The 22,813-nt window shown below is 44.8% G+C and carries 24 protein-coding genes and 1 pseudogene; 12 read left to right on the top strand and 13 right to left on the bottom strand.

From position 1 onward, the window contains the following. Positions 1–28: 28 nt before the first annotated feature. The gene (locus NST20_RS14845) at positions 29–226 is read right to left on the bottom strand and encodes a YdiK family protein (RefSeq protein WP_013860661.1); all 198 of its coding nucleotides are present in this window, start codon (positions 224–226) and stop codon (positions 29–31) included. Next, a complete protein-coding gene (locus NST20_RS14840; protein WP_019720792.1) occupies positions 223–951 on the bottom strand; it encodes a CPBP family intramembrane glutamic endopeptidase in 729 nt (242 codons plus the stop codon). The genes NST20_RS14845 and NST20_RS14840 overlap by 4 nt, the downstream gene beginning before the upstream one ends. Before the next feature lie 369 nt (positions 952–1,320). On the opposite strand from NST20_RS14840, the gene groES reads away from it, so the two are divergent. Together groES and groL are read left to right on the top strand one after the other, a co-directional pair. Further along, a complete protein-coding gene (groES, locus tag NST20_RS14835) occupies positions 1,321–1,605 on the top strand; it encodes a co-chaperone GroES (RefSeq protein ID WP_017552449.1) in 285 nt (94 codons plus the stop codon). A gap of 53 nt (positions 1,606–1,658) precedes the next feature. Then, the gene (gene groL / locus NST20_RS14830) at positions 1,659–3,284 is read left to right on the top strand and encodes a chaperonin GroEL (protein ID WP_118498513.1); all 1,626 of its coding nucleotides are present in this window, start codon (positions 1,659–1,661) and stop codon (positions 3,282–3,284) included. Positions 3,285–3,681: 397 nt separating this feature from the next. Here the strand turns inward: groL and NST20_RS14825 are convergent, their stop codons facing one another. From NST20_RS14825 to NST20_RS14815, 3 genes are read right to left on the bottom strand one after another with little or no spacing between them, the layout of a single operon-like run. Beyond that, entirely contained in the window at positions 3,682–4,071 is a 390-nt protein-coding gene (locus NST20_RS14825) for a GtrA family protein (RefSeq protein WP_013860657.1), read from the bottom strand. Positions 4,072–4,102: 31 nt separating this feature from the next. Continuing rightward, positions 4,103–5,107: a glycosyltransferase family 2 protein gene (locus NST20_RS14820; RefSeq protein ID WP_013860656.1), complete on the bottom strand. Its 1,005-nt coding sequence runs from the start codon at positions 5,105–5,107 to the stop codon at positions 4,103–4,105. Between the two features lie 30 nt (positions 5,108–5,137). Then, complete coding sequence (locus tag NST20_RS14815; protein WP_342399754.1) at positions 5,138–6,811, bottom strand: DUF6044 family protein; 1,674 nt, start codon at positions 6,809–6,811, stop codon at positions 5,138–5,140. Between the two features lie 212 nt (positions 6,812–7,023). Here NST20_RS14815 and NST20_RS14810 point away from each other — a divergent pair, with 212 nt between their 5' ends. The 5 genes from NST20_RS14810 to guaA all read left to right on the top strand — a co-directional run bounded on the left by NST20_RS14810 (position 7,024) and on the right by guaA (position 12,957). Further along, the gene (locus NST20_RS14810) at positions 7,024–8,088 is read left to right on the top strand and encodes a dipeptide epimerase (protein ID WP_013860654.1); all 1,065 of its coding nucleotides are present in this window, start codon (positions 7,024–7,026) and stop codon (positions 8,086–8,088) included. Between the two features lie 93 nt (positions 8,089–8,181). Continuing rightward, positions 8,182–8,736 (top strand): isochorismatase family cysteine hydrolase, encoded by a 555-nt coding sequence (locus NST20_RS14805; protein ID WP_328013525.1) that lies wholly within the window; start codon positions 8,182–8,184, stop codon positions 8,734–8,736. Positions 8,737–8,764: 28 nt separating this feature from the next. After that, positions 8,765–10,231 carry a nicotinate phosphoribosyltransferase gene (locus tag NST20_RS14800; protein ID WP_017552455.1) on the top strand — a complete coding sequence of 489 codons (1,467 nt, stop codon included), beginning with the start codon at positions 8,765–8,767 and terminating at the stop codon, positions 10,229–10,231. Between the two features lie 70 nt (positions 10,232–10,301). Next, entirely contained in the window at positions 10,302–11,132 is an 831-nt protein-coding gene (nadE, locus tag NST20_RS14795) for an ammonia-dependent NAD(+) synthetase (RefSeq protein WP_342399753.1), read from the top strand. A gap of 271 nt (positions 11,133–11,403) precedes the next feature. After that, on the top strand, positions 11,404–12,957 hold the full coding sequence (guaA, locus tag NST20_RS14790) for a glutamine-hydrolyzing GMP synthase (protein WP_342399752.1): 1,554 nt from the start codon (positions 11,404–11,406) through the stop codon (positions 12,955–12,957). A gap of 123 nt (positions 12,958–13,080) precedes the next feature. On the opposite strand, the gene NST20_RS14785 is transcribed toward guaA, so the two are convergent. From NST20_RS14785 to NST20_RS14775, 3 genes are read right to left on the bottom strand one after another with little or no spacing between them, the layout of a single operon-like run. Continuing rightward, positions 13,081–13,278 (bottom strand): DUF4177 domain-containing protein, encoded by a 198-nt coding sequence (locus tag NST20_RS14785; RefSeq protein ID WP_029142767.1) that lies wholly within the window; start codon positions 13,276–13,278, stop codon positions 13,081–13,083. 29 nt (positions 13,279–13,307) lie between these two features. Beyond that, positions 13,308–13,511: a hypothetical protein gene (locus NST20_RS14780; RefSeq protein WP_118498498.1), complete on the bottom strand. Its 204-nt coding sequence runs from the start codon at positions 13,509–13,511 to the stop codon at positions 13,308–13,310. Next, entirely contained in the window at positions 13,495–13,734 is a 240-nt protein-coding gene (locus NST20_RS14775; RefSeq protein ID WP_029142769.1) for a helix-turn-helix transcriptional regulator, read from the bottom strand. Before NST20_RS14775 ends, NST20_RS14780 begins: the two co-directional genes overlap by 17 nt. Positions 13,735–14,221: 487 nt before the next feature. On the opposite strand from NST20_RS14775, the gene NST20_RS14770 reads away from it, so the two are divergent. From NST20_RS14770 to NST20_RS14760, 3 genes and pseudogenes are all read left to right on the top strand, one after another. Continuing rightward, complete coding sequence (locus tag NST20_RS14770; protein WP_017550689.1) at positions 14,222–14,881, top strand: MFS transporter; 660 nt, start codon at positions 14,222–14,224, stop codon at positions 14,879–14,881. After that, positions 14,838–15,686 carry an MFS transporter gene (locus NST20_RS14765; RefSeq protein ID WP_342399751.1) on the top strand — a complete coding sequence of 283 codons (849 nt, stop codon included), beginning with the start codon at positions 14,838–14,840 and terminating at the stop codon, positions 15,684–15,686. The genes NST20_RS14770 and NST20_RS14765 overlap by 44 nt, the downstream gene beginning before the upstream one ends. 115 nt (positions 15,687–15,801) lie before the next feature. Next, positions 15,802–16,056 (top strand): annotated as a pseudogene (locus NST20_RS14760) (transposase); the annotation flags it as partial. 246 nt (positions 16,057–16,302) lie between these two features. Here the strand turns inward: NST20_RS14760 and NST20_RS14755 are convergent. Both NST20_RS14755 and NST20_RS14750 read right to left on the bottom strand, forming a co-directional pair. Continuing rightward, positions 16,303–16,863 (bottom strand): hypothetical protein, encoded by a 561-nt coding sequence (locus NST20_RS14755; protein WP_013860643.1) that lies wholly within the window; start codon positions 16,861–16,863, stop codon positions 16,303–16,305. A gap of 374 nt (positions 16,864–17,237) precedes the next feature. Continuing rightward, on the bottom strand, positions 17,238–18,461 hold the full coding sequence (locus NST20_RS14750; RefSeq protein ID WP_237349286.1) for an IS110 family transposase: 1,224 nt from the start codon (positions 18,459–18,461) through the stop codon (positions 17,238–17,240). 410 nt (positions 18,462–18,871) lie between these two features. On the opposite strand from NST20_RS14750, the gene NST20_RS14745 reads away from it, so the two are divergent. Both NST20_RS14745 and NST20_RS14740 read left to right on the top strand, forming a co-directional pair. Further along, the gene (locus NST20_RS14745) at positions 18,872–19,057 is read left to right on the top strand and encodes a DNA-binding protein (RefSeq protein WP_342399750.1); all 186 of its coding nucleotides are present in this window, start codon (positions 18,872–18,874) and stop codon (positions 19,055–19,057) included. A 241-nt stretch (positions 19,058–19,298) separates the two neighbouring features. Continuing rightward, positions 19,299–20,438: an IS110 family transposase gene (locus NST20_RS14740; protein WP_327076948.1), complete on the top strand. Its 1,140-nt coding sequence runs from the start codon at positions 19,299–19,301 to the stop codon at positions 20,436–20,438. Positions 20,439–20,703: 265 nt separating this feature from the next. Here the strand turns inward: NST20_RS14740 and NST20_RS14735 are convergent, their stop codons facing one another. The 3 genes from NST20_RS14735 to NST20_RS14725 all read right to left on the bottom strand — a co-directional run bounded on the left by NST20_RS14735 (position 20,704) and on the right by NST20_RS14725 (position 22,813). Continuing rightward, on the bottom strand, positions 20,704–20,895 hold the full coding sequence (locus NST20_RS14735) for a YbxH family protein (RefSeq protein WP_013860638.1): 192 nt from the start codon (positions 20,893–20,895) through the stop codon (positions 20,704–20,706). A 133-nt stretch (positions 20,896–21,028) separates the two neighbouring features. Beyond that, entirely contained in the window at positions 21,029–22,036 is a 1,008-nt protein-coding gene (locus tag NST20_RS14730) for an ABC transporter substrate-binding protein (protein WP_014096845.1), read from the bottom strand. Between the two features lie 15 nt (positions 22,037–22,051). Further along, positions 22,052–22,813, bottom strand: a complete 762-nt coding sequence (locus tag NST20_RS14725; protein WP_035190149.1) for an ABC transporter ATP-binding protein — start codon at positions 22,811–22,813, stop codon at positions 22,052–22,054.

Genomic DNA, 22,813 nt, shown 5'->3' with positions numbered 1-22,813 from the left:
TTTCCGGACGGAACCGGAAAAACGGCTTTTATTTTTTCACTGAGTTTTTCAGCTTGAAATGGAGAAAGATCAGCCTGATTCCGGAACCCAGATCCAATGTTGCAATCAACAGCAGTAAATAAGAAAAAAAGCCCCAGCCGCCCACTTGTACCTGCTGAATGGCAAAATAAGTGAACAAGGCCCCGAGCAGGCAGTTTACAATTCCTGAAAAAAGTGGTCTCATCATAGAAGTCCTCCAATTGAGCTGTAAATTTCATGTACGGATGTCTGCAGAACGGACGGGTGCAAAAGCAGCCTCACGACCACAATTGTGTTCATGGAAACATGCGCAAACATGGAAACGGTGATCCGGTTTGTTTTCTCATATAAATAAGCGAGCGTCAGCCCTAAAAGGGAATATAAAAACAAGTGGCTCGGTTCGGTATGCGCGAGCCCAAAAATAACCGAGCTGACAATACCGGACAAAAGAAAAGAAAAGCGCCTGCGCAGCGTGCCGAAAATGATTTTCCGAAAGACGATTTCCTCGAGAATCGGCCCGGCGATCGAGCTGATGAGGATGACAAGCGGAAATCTTTCAATCAGCGCCATGATTTGCTGCGTATTGTTGGAGGCAGCTGGGGCACCGAACAATGATTCAATGATAGCGGCTGCAGTCTGGGCAAAGAAACAAAGAAAGACGCCGCTTATTGCCCATATGGCGGATGGCGCGGCCGGAAGCGGTTCGGCCCGGTCTGTTTCTTTTTTTGCGGCTTTTCTTAAAAAGTACAGGACGATGATCAGCCCGATGATAAAGCTGATGACGGTCCAAAGCGGGGGCGTCAATGTCCGCATGCTGTCTGCCGGTTCGTGGAAAACGTTCACCCCGGCATAGTAGAGCAACGGATACCCGATGGCGCCGGACAGCAGCATAAGGATGTACGTCACGAGAATATACACATACTCTTTTTTCACGCGCTCTTTTCCTTTCTTGCCAGTTCAAAGTTTAAAGGATCGCAAATTCGTCCAATATGTTCATTGTACTATTGAACCGGGCGGGGTTCAAATGCCGTGCGCCGGGCCAGCCTTTTCAGTTGCATATCCGGATGGTGATCAAGCATACTTATAAAGGGGCAAGCGGCTGAAACGGAGGCGCGCAACCGCCATCCTTTGACAGGGCTCTTTAAAGAGTGCAGGACCCGAAAAAAATAAAAAAAGTTGGATGAGAAGACTTGCAAAAAAGCAAGGAATTATTTATTATAATAAATGTGTTAGCACTCAACTTATGTGAGTGCTAATATTGGCCAAAATTTTACATAATACGAATTAAGGAGGTTGTTTCACGTGTTAAAACCACTGGGTGATCGCGTTGTCATTGAATTAGTTGAATCGGAAGAAAAAACAGCAAGCGGTATTGTCCTGCCTGACACGGCAAAAGAAAAGCCGCAGGAAGGCAAAGTAGTGGCTGTCGGTTCCGGGCGTACCCTTGATAACGGTGAACGTGTTGCCATCGATGTAGCAGCAGGCGACCGCATCATCTTCTCGAAATATGCCGGCACTGAAGTGAAATATGACGGAAAAGAATACTTAATTCTTCGTGAAAGCGATATTCTGGCGGTTGTGGAATAAGCCTGGCTTGTTGAAACATAGAAATAACGATATGACATGAGGAGGTTTTATAAATGGCAAAAGAAATTAAATTCGGCGAAGAAGCCCGCCGCGGTATGCTTCGTGGTGTGGATAAACTGGCAGATGCTGTAAAAGTGACATTGGGCCCGAAAGGACGCAACGTCGTTCTGGAAAAGAAATTCGGTTCTCCGCTGATTACAAATGACGGTGTCACGATCGCAAAAGAAATTGAACTCGAAGACGCGTTTGAAAACATGGGCGCCAAACTTGTCTCCGAAGTGGCCAGCAAAACGAACGATGTAGCTGGTGACGGTACAACCACTGCGACCGTTCTGGCCCAGGCAATGATCCGTGAAGGCCTGAAAAACGTAACAGCAGGCGCAAACCCGGTTGGCATCCGCAAAGGGATTGAAAAAGCGGTTGCGGCTGCTGTCGAAGAATTAAAAGCCATTTCGAAACCAATCGAAGGCAAAGCTTCCATCGCCCAAGTTGCTGCAATTTCCTCTGCTGACGAAGAAGTTGGCGAATTGATCGCTGAAGCAATGGAACGCGTGGGCAACGACGGCGTCATTACCATTGAAGAATCAAAAGGCTTCTCAACGGAATTGGACGTTGTGGAAGGGATGCAGTTTGACCGTGGCTATGCATCGCCTTACATGGTAACAGATTCCGACAAAATGGAAGCTGTTCTGGATAACCCTTATATCTTAATTACAGACAAGAAGATTTCCAATATCCAGGAAATCCTCCCTGTTCTCGAACAAGTTGTCCAACAAGGCAAACCACTGTTGCTGATTGCGGAAGATGTTGAAGGGGAAGCTCTTGCAACACTCGTTGTCAACAAACTGCGTGGCACATTCAATGCAGTTGCGGTGAAAGCGCCTGGCTTCGGTGACCGCCGCAAAGCGATGCTCGAAGATATTGCAACCCTGACAGGCGGCGAAGTGATCACAGAAGAACTCGGTCTTGATTTAAAATCTGCAACAATTGACCAGCTCGGCCGTGCCGGAAAAGTGGTTGTTACAAAAGAAACAACGACAATCGTGGAAGGGGCAGGCGACTCTGCTGCAATTTCTGCACGTGTAAACCAAATCCGCATGCAATTGGAAGAAACAACTTCCGAATTTGACCGCGAAAAATTACAAGAACGCCTTGCAAAACTGGCTGGCGGCGTAGCAGTCATCAAAGTCGGTGCTGCGACAGAAACCGAATTGAAAGAACGCAAACTGCGCATTGAAGATGCTTTGAACTCTACGCGTGCTGCTGTTGAGGAAGGCATTGTAGCAGGCGGTGGCACGGCGCTTATCAATGTCATCAAGAAAGTCGCTTCCATTGAGGCAGAAGGCGACGTTAAAACAGGCATCAATATCGTTGCACGCGCTTTGGAAGAACCTGTACGCCAAATCGCGGAAAATGCCGGCCTTGAAGGTTCGGTTATTGTGGAACGCCTGAAAAAAGAAAAAGTCGGCATTGGTTACAATGCAGCCAATGGCGAATGGGTCAACATGATTGAAGCGGGTATCGTGGACCCGACGAAAGTAACCCGTTCCGCTCTTCAAAATGCTGCATCTGTTGCTGCAATGCTGCTTACAACAGAAGCGGTTGTTGCCGACAAACCTGAACCGCCGGCACCTGCAGGCGGCGCACCTGACATGGGCGGTATGGGCGGCATGATGTAATAAGCGCCTGAAAATGCTGGTATAACAACCTTTACAGACGTTCAATCCTTGTACCATGTCCATGTTTCGGTTCATGTTTTAGACCATCTGTTTTCAAAGAGGCTCCCGTGAAGTGACCGGGCGCCTCTTTTTTTATACCCTTTTTGCGAATGTTTGCATGCGGATAGGATGTTGGCCTATCAAGAGCCGAAAAGAAAGCGGCATAAGATGTAAGCGTGGTGATCGCGGAATGAAGGGAGTGTATAAACCGTGAGTAAAGTGATTGCGAAATGGAGGCATACCCGTAAGCCGTGATGATGGGGGGGAGAGGCAAGCGGCAAACGTGAGCGTGGCGGCCGCGGAATGAAGGGTCTGGGCGGGTTTACAGGAAAACGAAGGCTTAGGCATGCCGGCCCGGTTATTCCGCGTGTTCACGGAATACCCAGAGCCTTGTGCCAAGAAAATTGACGGCCATCCCTGCCAGCGTGGCGATGATCTTCGCATATAAAAGCGGCCAGCCCCACTGCTGGTGAAAGAGGAAAAGCAGAAGGGAAGTCAGCGCATAGACGATTAAATTGACGGCAATAAACCGTGAAGCCTCGCCCCATGTTGCTTTTTTTCTTACTTGAAACGTCCAGAACCGGTTCAGCAAATAACTGTTTGCCATGCCGGCCGTATAAGAGCAGGCCTGTGCAACAAGATAAGGCACATGGAATGATGTGAGCAGAAAAAATACGAGAAAATCAACAAGCGTATTTCCGGCGCCGACAATGCAAAACTTAAGAAAAGCGGCATATTGTTTGAGCATGGGTCCAGCAAACCTTTCGTAAGTTGTGTTTTCAAGTTTTCATTGTATCACTGTTTTGGCTTAAGGCGAAAGAAGATTTCCCGTCTTTATATAAATTCGTTTCAATAGTATAGCGCGGGCGCCTTTTGACTTCTTTAAAAATTTTGCCGATGTATTCCCCGATCAGCCCTACCGCCATCAACTCCAGGCCGCCAAGGAGCCAGATAGAGATGATCAGGGAAGCCCAGCCGGAGACGGTATGGCCGGCAAGTTCCTCTATAAGGGCATAAAGGCCGACAAAAGCACTTAAAATAAACGTGATAAACCCGAGGGCCGTCACAAAACGGACCGGGGTTATGCTGAAAGACGTAATGCCATCCAGGGCAAAAGCGAGCATTTTCTTTAACGGATATTTTGATTCCCCGGCCATCCGCTCTTTCCGGTCGTAATACACTTTTGCGGAAGGAAACCCGAGCAAAGGGATAATCCCGCGCAAAAACAGATTCGCTTCTTTATATTTTAAAAGTTCCTCCAATGCCCTCTTGCTCATCAGCCGGAAATCAGCATGGTTCGGCACCAGCTGAATCCCCATTTTTCCCATCAGCCAGTAGAACCCTTCCGCACTTGTCCGTTTGAACCAAGTGTCCGTTTCCCGACTGTCGCGGACGCCGTATACAATATCATAGCCTTGCCAGTATTTTTCCATAAATGCCCGGATCGCCCGGATATCATCCTGCAAATCGGCATCAATGGAGATGACGCAGTCGGAATGCTCACTGGCGACCGTTAGCCCTGCAAGCAGCGCATTCTGGTGCCCGGCATTGCGCGACAGTTTGATGCCTTTTACAAACGGATGGCGGGCCGAAGCGGATTCAATGATCTGCCAGGTTTTGTCGCGACTCCCGTCATCGACAAACAAGAGCGTGCTGTCTTTTGCAATCAGTTTGGACTGGATCAGGGATTCGAGCACCCCGGACAGCTGCTTCATCGTTTCATGCAATACGGCTTCTTCATTATAACAAGGAACAACAATCGTTAATTTCGGATATTGACTCATTCTACAGCATCTCCTTTACCAGCATGATGCTTATTTTGCTTCGTATAAATAAATGGTCCACGCCGAGTCGGCATTTCGGAAAGTTTTTAAAAACCGCAAATGCTCTTCTTCTGCGTTTTGGATCGGGACAGCCGAGAAAATATACCGCCCGCCAAGCGCTTTAAATGCTTTTGTGTCGATGTCAAGATGATGGATTTTGATGCCGCTGTTTTTCCGGAACTCATAATGCTTGCCCAGTTCGCTGACAAAAATATAACAGCGGTTTCCCCATTGGTCAAAATACGTTTTTAATTGTGGGCTTTTATCCAGTTCCCCGGCAATGATTTTCCGGAATTTCCTTTTATAAGACAACGGATAATAATTATTGTATGAATCTAAGGTGTAGAAACCGTTGTACTGGGCAATGGCCGGATAGATCCCGATGCTGGCAACACGGTAAGCGCTTTTCGGTTTTCCGATGTAGCGGCCGATTGCGTGAAACTGGCCCGTCGCGTAAAACTGGTTGAACGAAGGTTTCCCGGCAAAACGGTAATAAATTTCAGGGTTAAACGCAAACAGGACAACCACCTGGGCGATGAGGCAAATTTTTACGAATGCCTTCCACTTTCTGCCGCGTTTCCAAAGAAACCATGCCCCCGCCGCAAACATCGTATAAATGATAAGCGGCCGCAAAAAATGAAACCGTGCAAAGTTAAACGTATTCAGCAGGCTGATCTTTTCTTTTAACGGTTCCCATGCCTTGTTGAACCAGAAAGCATACCAGAGCGATAAAACGGCATTCAGAATAAAAAGCTGCACATACCGTTTTTCCTTTCTCCATGCTTTTGTTTTATAAATCAGCCACATGGCGATAAAAGAGAACGGCAGAATGACAAATGTGTGCACGGTCATATCATGTGTATGCCCGAACACATAATTTTTTAACGCAAGCCGGAGCGTGTGCCAAAAGCCGAGTTTTGAGCTGACAAAATCATTCCGGCTTGTCGGCTCATGGGAAAAGACAAGGGAATACACAAGCCGGTATTCAATCCCTAAATACAGCACCAGCATCCAGCCGATTACAAAAAAGAACTTCCAGTTGCGCTCCCGTTTCACAAACATATCCCGTATCCACAAAAGCCCCATCGCCGCCAGAAAAAAGAAGAACCCGAGCACAAAGCTGGAATAAAAAGGCAAAAGGGTCAGCGCCAGCCACTCTTTCCATGTGGCCTGCCGGTTCCGGATATTTAAAAAAGCCCAAAGCGCAAGCGGCATCCCCAATGTGCTTAACATGCCGGACGGCCAAAACGGGGTCATCGCAAAAGCAAGAGAAACCCATACCCTGATAAAGTACCCGTTCTGCTCTTGAACAAAATGCCGTTTTAGCAACAGGTACATTCCTAAAAAAGCGAAGACCCTTGTAATCGTCTGGCTGAATGTATAAGCCACAACCGAAGGGAACAGGGCGTAAAGCCACTGGATTCCGCTGAATTCTGTCCCGAACGCATTTCGCGGCAGCCCGTTCATAATTTGTGGAATCGTCGCATTCAGAGGGCCGAACAGCTCCCCGCTGCGGTCGAGCACCCGGTACCAGGCGATATTCGAATCCAGGTTGTCGTGGACTCGGATATGCATATTGCCGCCAAGTATAAACATTGGCGCAAGATAGACGGCCAGCATCCATACGGCCAGCCATAAAGCCTTTCTTTCTTTACTGATCTTCATTCCGGTCTGACACCATCCCGTTTCTATTTTTGGATGTATTGTTCCTTCTCTCCATAAACACGTTTAAATAGACGCGGGCAACCAGGGAAAAGTTCACATAAAAAAATACAGGCAAAAATGATGCGGGGTTTAAATCATCGGCCCGTTATTAATGATATAATAAAACCAGCATAAAATGGCATTCGATGCCAGGATGAAGGGAAGAAGCTGCCATGATCATAAAAGATGTGCAAGTGCATTACCGGAACATTCCGCTGCTCGTTCCGTTTAAAACAGCATTGCGGCAAGCCAATGAAATTGACAGCATTGAAGTGGAAATCACACTGGACAATGGCATAAAGGGCACAGGGGCAGCTGCGCCAACCGTTGTCATTACAGGCGATTCAACCGAAAGCATCATGTCTGTTGCGGCAGGGCCTGTCAAAGAGGCACTGTCCGGGCATGACTTGCGTGATTTCCAGGGCGCCCTGAAAAAAGTGCAGCGGTGCTGTACGGGCAACACAAGCGCAAAAGCTGCTGCCGACATTGCACTTTACGATGCATACAGCAAATGGTTGAACATTCCGCTGTATGCCTATCTTGGCGGGCAGAAAAATCTCCGGACTTCCATGACAATCGGGGTGGATACGCCCGAAAAAATGGCGTGGGATGCGGAAAAAAGCGTGGAAGCCGGTTTTCATCTGTTGAAAATCAAGGTCGGCACATATCCGGAAATCGATCTCGAACGGATTGAAGCGGTCCGGCGTGCTGTTCCGCCTGATGTCAAACTGCGCCTTGATGCCAATCAGGCGTGGGAACCGAAGCAAGCGGTGCAAATTTTACAAGAGTTGGAAAAAAAAGATTTCGGAATTGAGTTTGTCGAACAGCCGGTACGTGCCGATGACTGGGAAGGGTTAAAGTTTGTAACGGAAAGAACAAAGCTGCCGGTCATGGCAGATGAAAGCCTGTTTTCGGCAAAAGACGCGCTGAAATTGATCGCGGGCCGATTTGCCGACCTGATTAATATTAAACTGATGAAATGCGGCGGGATTTCTGAAGCGTGGAAAATCGCGGACATTGCAGAAGCAAACGGCGTGAAATGCATGGTCGGCAGCATGATGGAGCCTTCTCTTTCTGTGGCGGCAGCTGCCCACTTTGCGGCCGCCCATCCGAATGTGGCCTATATGGATCTGGACGCGCCGCTTTGGTTGTCCGAAGAACCGGATCATTTAACCTATGACGGCGAGGACGTCCTGCTCTCTGACCAGCCCGGCATCGGCATCGTCCAGCCTGTGTAGGTTATCCATAAACTTCCGGCATGAAACATTTTGCCGGAAGCCATCTTTCGTGTACAATAAGGATAATTTAAAATGAACGGAGGATGCGATGCAATGGGTGCCCGAAAAGCGTTAATCAATATTGATTATACAAATGACTTTGTAGCTGACGGCGGCCGGTTGACATGCGGCAAACCGGGGCAGCAGATTGAAGAAAACATTGTGGCGCTTACGAAGTCATTTCTTGAAAACGGCGATTATGTGGTCTTCGCGATCGACTGCCATGAGCAAGACGATCCTTATCATCCGGAAACGAAATTGTTCCCTCCCCATAATCTCAATGGCACGCCCGGCCGCGAGCTGTACGGGAAACTGCAGCCGCTTTTTACAGCGTGGAAAGGAAAGAAAAATGTGCATGTCATCGATAAAACCCGTTACAGCGCTTTTTGCGGGACGGATCTGGAGCTCAGGCTGCGGGAGCGGGGGATAGAAGAAATCCATTTATGCGGGGTGTGCACTGACATTTGCGTTCTGCATACGGCAGTGGATGCTTACAATAAAGGGTTCAAGCTGGTGGTCCACGAAAACGCGGTGGCAAGTTTTAATCCGGACGGGCACAAATGGGCATTAAGCCATTTTAAAGGTTCGCTCGGAGCGGAAGTGCGGTAAACCCATTAGGTAGGAGTGATTCGAAAGCATGCGTTATAAAGATGACAGTTTAGCGCTTCACACAGATTTATACCAAATCAACATGGCGCAGGCCTATTGGAAAGACGGCATCCACAACCGGAAGGCGGTGTTCGAAGCATTTTTCAGAAAAATACCGTTCGGGAACGGCTACGCCATCTTTGCGGGGCTTGAGCGAATTGTAGATTATTTGAACCACTTTCACTTCACTGAAGAAGATATCGCCTATTTGCGCAGCACCGGCCATTACAGCGAGGATTTTTTGCGGTACTTGTCGGAAATGCGCTTCACCGGAACATTGCGCTCCGTCCGCGAAGGGGAGCTCGTTTTTGGCAACGAACCGCTGATCCAGGTAGAAACGTCTCTGGCTGAAGCGCAAATCATCGAAACCGCCATTTTAAATATCATCAATTACCAGACGCTGATTGCGACAAAGGCTGCGAGAATCCGGTCGGTGGCCGGCGATGATGCTGCCTTGTTCGAATTCGGTTCACGGCGCGCCCATGAATTGGATGCTTCCGTGTGGGGAACGCGGGCGGCTTACATTGGCGGATTTGACGGAACAAGTAATGTCCGGGCCGGGAAAGTGTTCGGCATGCCGACGAGCGGCACGCACGCCCATGCGATGGTGCAGGCATACCGGGATGACTACACCGCTTTTAAAAAATACGCGGAAACGTATAAGAACTGCATTTTTCTTGTCGATACATATGATACACTGGGTTCGGGCGTACCGAACGCCATCAAAGTGGCAAAAGAATTTGGCGATAAAATCAATTTTCTCGGTATCCGCCTGGACAGCGGCGACATGGCTTTTTTATCGAAAAAGGCGCGGGAAATGCTCGACGAAGCGGGGTTTACGGATGCGAAAATTTTTGCATCCAGTGATTTGGATGAATATACGATTTTCCATTTAAAAGCCCAGGGCGCGAAGATTGATGCATGGGGCGTCGGGACGAAACTGATTACCGCATTTGACCAGCCGGCGCTCGGTGCGGTATATAAAATGGTATCCATCGAAGACGGGAACGGGGAAATGCAGGATACGATTAAAATTTCAAGCAATGCCGAAAAAGTGACAACACCGGGGCTGAAAAAAGTATTCCGTATTTTAAACAAACGGACAAACAAGCTGGAGGGCGACTATATTGCCATGCAGGACGAAAATCCGGCAGCGGAAAAGCGGCTGAAGATGTTTCATCCTGTCCATACCTTTATCAGCAAATATGTCACAAACTTTGAAGCCATCCATATTCATGAAACCATCTTTGACAAGGGGCGGCTCGTATATGAACTTCCGCCGCTGGATGCGATCAAACAATATGCGAGAGATAATTTGGACCTGTTGTGGGACGAATATAAACGCATTCTCAATCCAGAAGAATACCCGGTCGATTTGAGCCAGAAATGCTGGGACAACAAAATGCGCAATATAGAAGAAGTGCGGCAAAAAGTGATGCGGTTTGAAGAAGATTAAATGATGATGGCGGTTTTTCCCATCTGTTTTGTGGCAATAAGACAGTAGATGCGGATAAGGAGGATAAAAAATGGACGCAATGCAAAAAAGAATTGTGGAAGAAATGAAAGTAAAACCGGTCATTGACCCGAAAGAAGAAATCCGTAAAAGTGTTGATTTTTTGAAAAGCTATTTAAAAAAATACCCGTTCCTGAAAGGATTCGTGCTTGGTTTATCGGGCGGCCAGGATTCCACTTTGACAGGGAAGCTCGCGCAGATCGCCATCAATGAAATGAAAGAAGAAACCGGCAACCAGGAATATAAATTTATTGCGGTACGGCTGCCATACGGCGAACAGAAAGATGCGGACGATGTTGAATTGGCCGTCCAGTTTATTCAGCCGGACAAGGACATTACCGTTAATATTAAACCGGCTGTCGATGCAAGTGAAGCTTCTCTGGCAAAAGCGGGCATCGTCCTTTCCGACTATGCAAAAGGAAATGAAAAAGCGCGTGAAAGAATGAAAGTCCAGTACAGCATTGCTGCGATGGAAAATTGCGTCGTGCTTGGGACGGACCATTCTGCGGAAAATGTAACCGGATTTTTCACGAAATACGGTGACGGCGGTTCAGATCTTGTGCCGATTTTCAGGCTGAATAAGCGCCAGGGGAAAATGCTGTTAAAAGAACTCGGCTGCCCGGAACGCCTTTATATGAAGACGCCGACTGCCGACCTCGAAGACGAGCGCCCGCAGCTTGCCGATGAAGTGGCATTAGGGGTAACCTATGATGACATTGATGATTACCTGGAAGGCAAAGAAGTTTCCCCGAAAGCAAAAGCCACCATCGAGTCCTGGTATGTAAAAGGGCAGCACAAACGCCATATGCCGATTACGATTTTTGATGATTTTTGGAAATCATGATAAAGCCGGCCTCCCAAAGCGGTTCCAAGTGCAGGAACCCGGCAAAATTTTTGGCCGCGAGTGAAAGCAGCCGGCTTCCAGGCGAAGGAAGCAAAATTTCTGTGAAAAGTGAATATAGAGGGCTTCCAGATGAAGGAAGCGGGAAAATTCCGCCGGGAAGGGAGCACAGGGACCCGGCTGAGTAGTCTCACCTATTTAAAAAAATCAGGCCGGAATCCTGCTTGAAAGATCAGGTTCCGTTTTTTGGATAAAAGTACATGGGGGAAATTCAATGGCAAAAGCATTCGATGTGAAAGATATAGAAAAAATTGTGGTTTTGGATTTTGGCAGCCAATATAACCAGCTGATTACGCGCCGGATCCGCGAATTTGGCGTATTCAGCGAACTCCATCCGCACACTTTGACAGCGGCAGAGATCAAGGCCATGAACCCGAAAGGCATTATTTTCTCGGGCGGCCCGAACAGCGTCTATGATGAAAATGCCTTCCATGTTGACGAAGAAATTTTCAACCTTGGCGTGCCGATTTTGGGCATCTGCTACGGCATGCAGCTTATGGCAAAAAAATATGGCGGCAAAGTTGAACCCGCCAGTCAGCGTGAATACGGAAAAGCAACGATTCATGTCGAAAACGGGGGCCGGTTATTTGACGGGCTTCCGGAAGATCAGGTGGTTTGGATGAGCCACGGGGATCTTGTGACGGAAGTACCGGCCGGATTTACGGTAGATGCAAGCAGTGACCACTGCCCGATTTCTGCAATGAGCAACACGGACAAACATTTGTATGCCGTCCAGTTCCATCCGGAAGTACGCCATTCTGTTTACGGCAATGAACTTTTGCGCAATTTTGCTTTTAAAATTTGCGGCTGCAGCGGAACTTGGTCAATGGAAAACTACATCGAGATGGAAATTGAAAAAATCCGGCAAACGGTAGGGAACAAGAAAGTGCTGTGCGCCTTAAGCGGCGGGGTTGACTCTTCCGTTGTCGCGGTATTGATCCATAAAGCGATCGGCGACCAGCTTACTTGCATCTTCGTTGACCACGGCCTGCTCCGGAAAGGGGAAGCCGATAGCGTCATGAAAACTTTCTCGGAAGGCTTCCATATGAACGTCATCAAAGTCGATGCAAAAGAACGGTTCTTGAAAAAATTGGAAGGTGTCTCAGACCCTGAGCAAAAGCGGAAGACTATCGGTAACGAGTTCATTTATGTGTTTGATGATGAAGCGGCGAAATTGGAAGGGATTGAGTTCCTTGCCCAGGGCACGCTTTATACGGATATTATCGAAAGTGGGACCAAAACCGCTCAGACAATCAAATCGCACCACAATGTCGGCGGCCTTCCGGAAGATATGCAGTTCACCTTAATCGAGCCGCTCAATACATTGTTTAAAGATGAAGTGCGTGCGGTCGGGACCAAACTCGGCATCCCGGATGAAATCGTTTGGCGCCAGCCGTTTCCGGGTCCGGGCCTCGGCATCCGCGTGCTCGGCGAGATTACCGAAGAAAAATTGGAAATGGTGCGCGAATCCGACTATATTTTGCGTGAAGAAATCAAAAAGGCCGGGCTAGATCGCGACATTTGGCAATACTTTACGGTGCTGCCGAATATCCGCAGCGTCGGCGTTATGGGTGATGCCCGCACATACGATTATACGATCGGCATCCGTGCTGTCACATCCATCGACGGCATGACTTCCGACTGGGCGCGCATCCCGTGGGAAGTACTTGAAAAAATTTCAACTCGCATCGTGAACGAAGTTCCGCACGTCAACCGCGTCGTCTACGACATCACGAGCAAACCGCCGGCAACGATTGAGTGGGAGTAGGAACAGGAAAACGGCGATCCTAGGAATATTAAGGGATCGCTGTTTTTTTCTATGTCAGCTCAATTAAATAGCGAAAGCATTCTTTTAACTTGATTTCACCACCAGTTATTTCACTATACTTTTTCAGTTGGGGTTTTCAATATATTTCTCAAAAATTAATTCAAAATGGTCTGCTGCCCCAAACCCGGAAATAGGAGGGGCAAATATTTGAACCACCCCCCAACCTTCCGATGCATTTTCCTCTATAATTTGTCTGTAGTCGACTTCCGGTTGTCCTTTCCACCGATTGATTTTTATCTTAACAAATTTATAACGGTACATTATTCTTCCTAAAATTTGTAAAAAATGATTTATTTTGTTTTTCGAAGCAAATATACTTGTACTCCAGCATAAATGGCACAACCAATCATAAGAATTGGAAATTCTATTCCAGTGCTTTTGGTTTTAAACCAATCCACAAGGGACCATATGAGTAAAATCAAAGTATAGTAGCTAAATGCTAGTCTTGCTGCTTTTCCGGAATGATCCTTTTCCATTTCATCCATTTTTCTCATTTTCATCTTTCCTTTTAATAGTTTTATTTATCGAATCAAAAATAAACAATTCATCTATCCTTACTTCTAAAATTTGTGAGATGAGTACCGCTAAACGAAGAGAAGGGTCATATTTGCTATTCTCAATAGCATTTATGGTTTGTCGTGTGACATTACATTTTTTTGCCAACTCTTCCTGCGACATCTGCTTCTTTTTCCTGTATTTTTTAATGTTATTTTGCATATAATCACCAATTAGTGTAAAAAACTTTTTACATCTGTACTGGCATTATTGTATCCCCTTACAAACAAAATGTCAAATATTTTTTACACAATAATTTCTAAAGCATCTTATTTTACATTTTATTAAATATTATTTATTTTTCGGATATGAAAATATAATATAGAGATTGCTAGGGGGATTGGTGGCCATACAGTAATAAAAATGAAGGGAGGGATACAGATGCAATTATTGTTGAAAGGTCAACTTCTTAAATCATAAAGTTCAAAGGCAGTTATGGTTTTAGTTGCCGCTACAGCTGTTACTTTAGCCATTCTAATTTTTAAAAGATGGATGTAATTGAGATTCTGCATCGTGCAGAGATGATTGCACCGAGATGGGTTGTAAACGTAATTAATGCTACTGGTTCTGTATTAGCCATTGTTACTCTGCTGAGAGGATGGTCTGCCCATTGCAGTTCTTGAACAATTAATAGATTTGAGGTGAAAAAATGCTTGATATTCAAAAATGGAAGGGAAATCCCTGGTTAGTGTTGACGATTCTTTCGTTTGGTTTTTTTATGACTCAATTGGATTTACAAATTGTTAACATTGCGATTCCGAATTTAATGGAAACATTACATGCATCCATTAATGAGGCGCTATGGGTTCTAAATATATACATATTGGTGCTTGCCGTTTTTTTAATTACGGCCGGCCGTTTTGGCGATCTATTTGGTATACGACAATTGTTTTCAATTGGAATTGTCCTTTTTACCATCTCTAGTTTGTTATGCGGACTTTCCACAAGCCCTTTGGAACTCATTGTATTTAGGGCTATAGAAGGACTTGGTGCAGCTCTGCTTTTACCGCAGACAATGACATTTATTATACGATTATTTCCTTCCGAGCGTCGTGGAACGGCCCTTGGAATATGGGGAATGGTAGGTGGAGTTGCTGCTGTTGCAGGTCCGAGTTTAGGCGGATTCATAGTCAGTGTGTTAGGCTGGCGCTGGATTTTTTATATAAATGTTCCAATCGGAGTATTGATTTTTATATTCACTTATCTATTTGTCCCGGAAATCCGAAATTCAGCAAAACAACAGCTTGACTTGATGGGGGGTTCTCTTGGTTTCTTTATCGTGTTTATTTTTAACCTATGGATTAATTGAAGGCCAACACTTTAAATGGTCCATGTACATTGTCGGCATTCTTATTATTTCCGTAGTTATCTTTATCATATTCTATGTTCAACAAAAATTGCGTCAGAAGCGGGATCCGTTAATTCCATTTGCTTTGTTTGAAGATCGTAATTACACGTTAATGAATGTGGTAGGAGTCTTTTTTTCTATTGGCGTCCTTGGGTTAATGCTGCTTCTCTCGATATATTTTCAGTCCATTTTGGGATATGATGCATTTAGGGCGGGACTTACGTTAGTTCCTGCATCACTTATTTCCATGTGTGTATCTCCATTTGCCGGAAAATTTTCAAATAAAATAGGTGGGAAATACCTTGTGCTTGCAGGATTAGCGCTGACCCTGATCGGGATGATATGGGTTATTTTTATCATGAATGGCCATAACTATTGGGTGCAATTTATGTTGTCGATGGTGATTACTGGGTTTGGAAACGGGTTATTAATTTCACCGACGGCAGCAGTTGCCGTGAAAGAAGTGAAGGATGAAGTTGCAGGTGCAGCATCCGGGGTGATGAATACTGTCCGCCAATTGGGAACAGTTGGAGGCAGTGCGGCTGTTGGGGCTTTATTACAAAATAGAATTTCTGCCATGAATCATGGTTCGGAATTTGAATCGGTCTTTGATATTTCAACAAAATTTGGCGGCCATTTAAGTGGTTATTTAACAGCATTGCGTGAAAGTTTATTATTGCCGATGGCTGCTATTGCTTTGGCTTGTATAGCATGCGCTTTTGTACGAAAAAATGCAAAGCGACTTTCAACCAACGAATTAAAATAAATTTTCTTTATATTTAATTATGCTATGTATAGGTGAACCTCCCAGTGTGAGATGTTAATCCTAAAACTATTTTAACCCACTGAGGGTGCGGTTCACCTGTTTTTGTTTCTTTGGGGGGCCAAAGTTGGGGCGTCCATACAAAACGGAAGAAAAACCTTAGAACGTGTTGCAGGACAGGATACCTCTGAACGTAGCGCCGCTGAAGGAAGATTTTTGCGAAGGTAAGCACAGGTGCGGGTTAAGCCTTATTCGAACATGCTTTCAGGAGACCAGTGAAACAGTAGTAGCCCTTCAGTTTCTCAAAATGAATCTGGAGGGAAACCTCAGGGCTATTTTTGAAATATTTGCACTTTACTATTTTATATTTTAAAACTGGGCTTGTATCTGATTCGTTCAGCAAGCTCCAATTATTTATTTTTTGATCCGGTCTTAAAAAAAACAATATAGATTAATAACAATAGAAAGAACAAAGCTTGAATGATTTTTGTTACAATATGTATTTCAGGATTGAAATTTAAATCAAAAAGGATATTGGCAATAACATATACTCCTGTTATGATTATCAATGATTTTAAGAACCACTCCATAGAATACCCACTCCTATATCCTTATTCTCTCAAAGTAATAAGGTTACCAATGCTCTTGCAGCTGTTCCAGCTAACCAACTAGGTACACCCATATTTTTTAATTGAGTTGTTAGTGCATTCGTTATTGTGCCCTCAAAGTCTACCACAATATTAAGGGTCTTCATTACAAATTCGTAACTTAAATATTTTTTCAGGGTACTTTTCGAGCCTTTTGAAATAGGCAGTTTATTAACATAATTCCTTACAGTTCTATCCCATGAGATTCTACCAATTTTTTTGAGTTTTTTTATCATGGACTTTGCCGCTACTTTAGCTGCTTTCGATTTCACGCCAAATGTTGTAACAACATGGTTTTCAGTGTCTTCTCCAGATAAACTTGATTGAATCCCATTTACAATGTCTGTCTCAGCAATTCCATGAGCTTGCAATTCATTTTGTAACTTTAATAAGTTTTGAGTTTCAGTATTTGTTAAATGAACATTTTCTTGCTGATTAGATACTTCTGCTGCTTTTATATGAGTTGTAAAAGGAACAGACACACTAAACAAAATAGAACTCGCAACTGTGACATGAATAATTTGCTTTTTCATTATATCCCCTACCTATTTAGTTTTATTGCTTCATAACACAGTTTATTATATCTCAGGTTTACGGGTATTTCATTAAGTATTGCATTTAATGTTGCAATTTAGGCACCTAAAAAGTTTTATGAATACACAAAAATCTGCTTGACGTTTACAAGGAAGCATTTATAATGATAAATGGATGTATAAATGATAATGATTTTCATTATCATTAGAAGCAAAAAGTCCTACGGTGTGATGTCAAGGGTTAAAAACAAGTGAATTGGAAATTTTGTTGGCTCTATGTCATAAAAATGGCAATACTGAACTAAGCCTCCAGATAATTGGAATAATCTGGAAGTTTTCAAGTTCAGGCTATCGATGATGGTTACCTGGTTACCTCATCGCGTCACCTTCTTTTTCGGCGCATAAATTTGATCGTTGCGGAGCAGCGCATCGATCAGGCGCACCAGTTTTCTTGCCGTTAAGACGAGGGCGCGTTTGTGTGAGTGCTTATGCACCTCACGATATTTCTTTTGGTAAAAGGCGCGGTACTCAGGTTCGTGTCGCCGGACCAGATTGGCAGCCTCAACCAGGTAATACCGGAGATAACGATTGCCTGTACGCGCAAGCATTTTGTCATCAGCCTCAAAATCACCCGATTGGTGGCGGGGCCAGAACAATCCGGCAAATTTTGCGATCGCGGCTTGGTCGTCAAAGCGCTCAATGTCGCCGATTTCAGCGAGAATCCCAGCACAGCTCACCGGGCCTATTCCCGGAATGGTCTGGAGGGTATTCGGGATTCCATCAAGAACGCGGGCAATCGCCTTATCCAAATCCTTGATTTGGCGTTTAAGATGCCGGATGATCTCAATAGAACTGCCCAGGACCAAGTCAATCGAATCCTCCACACATTTAGAAAGCCGGTAAGAGGACCGGGCAGCTTTTTGGATGGATGCGGCCAAATCCTCGGGATCGCTAAAGCGGCCATGGCCTTTGGTCTGGAGATACATCGCTAAGTCCTCCAGAGGCATTTGGGCAATTTCATCGAGGCTATAGGCCTCAAGCAAAAATTCCGTTATGGCATGGCCGAAGACCGATGTATCCACTTCAAGGTTAAAGGCACTGAATTTGAAAAACAGATGATTCAAAAATACCTGTTGTTCCCGGGTTAAACTTTGAATCAGGTGATAGCGCATCCGTGTTAACCGTTGAAGGGCAAGGTATTGTTCTGACTGAATCACGGATTTCGGCAATCTCCCGAAACGCAAGCGGTCCGCAATTACCCAGGCATCTTTGGGATCGGTCTTGTCCATCTCGGCATAAGCCTTTTTGAAATTTCTCACCAGCTTCGGATTCAGGGTAAACACCTTTGTACGACGCTGTTTCAGCTCGGGATCTTCATGGAAAAACATTGCCGGGTGCCAACTATACACAGATGTGGCCTCCATGGCGATCTGGATGGTGTCATCCGCCTCCGCATGTTGGAGGATGGTGTCTCTTAACTCAGAGGCACCGGGAAGATTGTTTGTCACCGTTTGGGTGGCTAACGTTTCCCCCATTCCATCCATCAGGCAGGCATCGAGGTTTTTGGAGCTCACGTCAATACCGACAAATAAGGGCATATGATTTCCTCCTCTCTGTATTGGGATCGATGGAATCGGACGCTTCGGGATATCCCCAGATGGCTTGCCGATCTGTCAGCCTCGCGTATGAGAACTCATCCGGGCCGTGGGCTGCCTGGAACTGCTCATTTCCAGCACGGAGATCCGGAGGAACGGCCTACGGGTTAGACGTTCAAGCAAGAACCTGGGGATGCAGACTTTTCGAGTAGTCAGGCTACAAGGAGGGGAAGCATTGACCCAAACGATCCTAAGACCATTATCCGGGAACATCGCGAAGCGTCCAAGTCCGAACTTGTATTCCGGGCTCGCCCGGAATACAAAATCTTATATTCACTTGTCAATGAGCAGCAGAATGAACTGGAAATTGACATCCACTTTGGATTTAAACTTATTATACGAGGAGGAATATTATGGAAAATATGACCGTTTACGCCAAAAATGCAACCGATCCATCCCAAATTCAGTTGATCGAGCATGAATTGAAAAAGATGGACGGGATTGAGCGCGGATTGTCTGATACAAATGACGGAGAGATCAAAATTGAATTTAACCCCGGACAATTGACGCAAAGAGAAATCATCACAAAACATTCATGATCGTCTCTCTCCCAACCCGTGCATGAAAATAGTTCCTTCCCGTCCATATTGGTAAAGACACAAACAGTTCATAATACGTGGCTTTTTTTGGTGGTTCGACCCTGAACACAAAACTGTTTGAGTGAATTTGGTGTTCAACCCTTTGTTAGCTCTTTCCAAATGGAAGGATGACTACGTACAGAAAAATGCTTATTTTCAAATTCACTCACTGTTTGTGATCCTATCTTTATGGAGTGATTGGATGGAAGTATTTATTGAAAGATGTGCAGGATTGGATGTTCATTCAGAAACCATAGTGGCTTGTGTTCTGATTGGTTCAAAGGATGATGAACTAATTAAGGAAACAGAAACCTTTCCGACTTTGACCAAAGATTTATTCCGGTTGTTAAAATGGCTCGAAGACCATGATGTGACCCACATTGCGATGGAAAGTACGGGAGTCTACTGGAAACCCGTGTTCAATATCTTAGAGGACTTCTTCGATATAACCCTGGCGAACGCCCAGAGGATTAAAAACGTACCTGGAAGGAAGACGGATGTTTCTGACGCTGAATGGATTGCAAAATTATTGCGCCATGGATTAATTGAAAAGAGTTTTGTCCCTCCGGTAGATATTCGGGAGCTGCGTGATTTAACAAGGCTGAGAAAGAAATGGATTGGCCACGTAACTTCTGAGAAGAACAGGATTCAGAAAGTATTGGAAGCCTCAAATGTTAAATTAAGTACGGTCATTTCAGATGTGTTTGGGGTTTCAGGAAAAAAGCTGCTCAATCGCCTCATCGAAAAAGGATATGTAGATGTAAAGGATGTTGAAGAAAGAATTCATGGGAAAATGGCTTCGAAAAAGCAGCAGATTGCGGATTCCTTATTTGGAACAATAAACGAGCATCAGCTTTTTCTGATTCGTCAGTCCTGGCAGCACATTGAATATTTGGAATCCCTCATCACCGAAATTGAACAAAGAATTGATGTTTTATTACAGAAATATCAGGAAGAACTTCAATTACTTCTAACGATACCCGGCATTAAGAAAGACACAGCAGCCGTCATTATCGCCGAAATGGGTGTAGATATGAGTCAGTTTCCAACATCACAACATTTAGCATCATGGGCGGGAGTGTGTCCAGGGAACAAAGAAAGTGCAGGAAAACGGTATAGTACAAGGACGGTAAAAGGGAATCCACATATCAAATCCGCCATGTGCGAGGCGGCTTGGGCAGTGTCAAGATGCCGAAACAGATGGTTAGCAGCAAAATATTGGTCATTGGCAGCACGACGAGGAAAGAAAAAAGCACTCGTTGCCACATCGCATCGAATGCTTCGGATCATTTACTCCATGCTTATCAACAAGGAGGCTTTTAAAGAAAAGCAAATTAACTAGTATAACCAAAGTCAAAAAGATTTATACAAAGTTACCTCCCACAGGTAGCTCTGCTTTCTTATTGACTTTTTTCGGTCTTTGTTTAGGTTTGCCTGCTTCCGCCCGTAATATACGAGGAAACCTAGGAAATTATTTTCACAGAAAAATGCAGGAACTGAACGTTCATCTGATCCTAGAAGAATAGGGTAATGCCTGGCAGAGTGCAGCAAGGAAAAACCCAATTTGCCTGTATGGATTCAGGCAAATTGGGTTTCATTTTAACGAACTAAAGGTGTTTTTCATACAAATAGTGATTTACCAATTCTTCTATTAAATCATGCTGGGGATAGTCACCATTAAATTCGAATCGGATTTCTTCAATAAATTTTTCTCCATGATAAACATGAATGGCACCGGTTTGGCTGACCACACTGAACTCCGGTTCAAAGGTATACCCATTATGCTTGATTGCACCCATCCTGTATCGTTTCCTTTCCACCATCATTTTTGGTTTTACCTATAGGATGCTGGAAATTACAAAATGCATGCATCGTAATCATATGGGCTAATGTTCTTCCCTTGTTTCCCAACTTTGGGTTACGGAGAAAAACCTATTTAAATTGATCAGGGTACATTTCCTTTGCCAGTTGTTCTATTCCATCGAGTGTGTTGTAGCTGTAGCCGAAAAGCTCATTATAATCCATCGCGTAAACTTGCTTATTTTTGATTGCTTTCATACTCGATAATTTGGGATTTTCATAAAGAGCCTTTTTGACCTTATCGGCATTGTTTTCCCAATTCAGTACAATCAATACATCGGGATTGGCTTTTACTAATTGCTCTACACTAACAGTCCCCCGCACATTTTGAAATATGTTTTTGAGTTTTAACATACCAAAAGCATTATTGAAAAAAGTTTCATTATAAGCAGAGTAGATGTTGATTTCTTTCGGATCAGACATGTGTAAATAGGCGAATGTCTTCGTTTCTTGAATGCCTGACAGTTCCGATGTAATCTTCTTCTGGCGCGCCTTTAATTTGTTGGAAAATAGTTTTGCTTTTTCCTGGACATTAAAAATTTTTCCGAGATTGTCAATATCTTTATATATTGAGTCATAGGTCCCGCCCGGAATGGATGATTCAAGAATATAGGTATGAATCCCCATATCATTCAGAGAATCAACCGTTCCGACACCCCAGTCGGCATTATCGAATAAGCCGCCGCGACTGACAATTAAGTCCGGGTTTGTCCCAAGCGCCGCTTCTTTTCCGACATACGAATTACTGAGTATCTTTAATGAAGCATAGTCTTTTTCAACCGATTTGTCCGGGGCGCCAAAATTCCCGCCTACCCCGACAATCTTATCTTTCAGGCCAAGATGAAGGAGCAGTTCCGCCGCCGTTCTTGTCGTAACCATCACCCGTTTCGGGGCTTCCTTGAATACCTGATCCTTTTTCTTATATGTAGTGCCGCCCTCTGCTTTTGTATAGTTATGAATCGTCAGCGGATAATTCGACTTGCTTTTCATATTTTTTTCCGACCCGGTCGTTTCCCTGTTCCCGCAACCCGCAAGGACAAGCAGTGCGATGAGGCAACCGGCAAAGATTCCTTTTTTCATGTCTGTCCATCCTCCTTAAAGTTCGTATGCAAATCCAAGCCGGTTGGTCACAGGATTCACATAAGTTTGACATTTGATTTCATACAATTCCTCAATTAATTCCGAGGTCAGCACTTCTTCCGGTTTTCCATGTGCATATACTTCTCCGCCTTTCACGGCATATAAATAATCGCAATAGGCGACAGCCAGATCCAAATCATGGAGAGCCGCCAGCACACTAATGCCAAATTGCTTGACACAGGAAAGAATTTCGATTTGATGGCGAATATCCAAATGGTTGGTCGGTTCATCGAGAATCATTAAGTCCGGCTGTTGGGCTATGGCACGGGCAAGAATCACCCGTTGCTTTTCCCCGCCTGATAATGACAAATAGCTGCGTGTTTTATATTCAAGCAATTGCGTTTTCCTTAATGCCTCTTCAACAATTTTGTAATCGTCCGGCTGGTCCGATTCCAGTAACTTCTTGTGCGGTGTCCGCCCCAACAGCACCATTTGCTCGACTGTTAAATCAAAATTCATTTCATTGAACTGCCCTACTACGCCTAAATGCCTTGAAACTTTTTTTGCCGAGCTTTTCAGTACATTAAGGTCATCTAAAAAAACGCTCCCATTTTGCGGCACAAGACTTTTATAGATACTTTTGAGCAAAGTTGACTTCCCGCATCCATTCGGGCCTACTAAACCGACAAACTGTTTATCTTTGACAAACACGGACATGTTTTTGATGATCTCTTTCCTGCCTCTTTTTACTTGCAGCTTTTCCGCCGTTAATTCCAC

It is taken from the genome of Weizmannia sp. FSL W8-0676 (genome assembly GCF_038593015.1).
Classification (GTDB): Bacteria; Bacillota; Bacilli; order Bacillales; family Bacillaceae_C; genus Weizmannia; species Weizmannia coagulans.
This window is presented reverse-complemented; position numbering and strand designations above follow the sequence as displayed.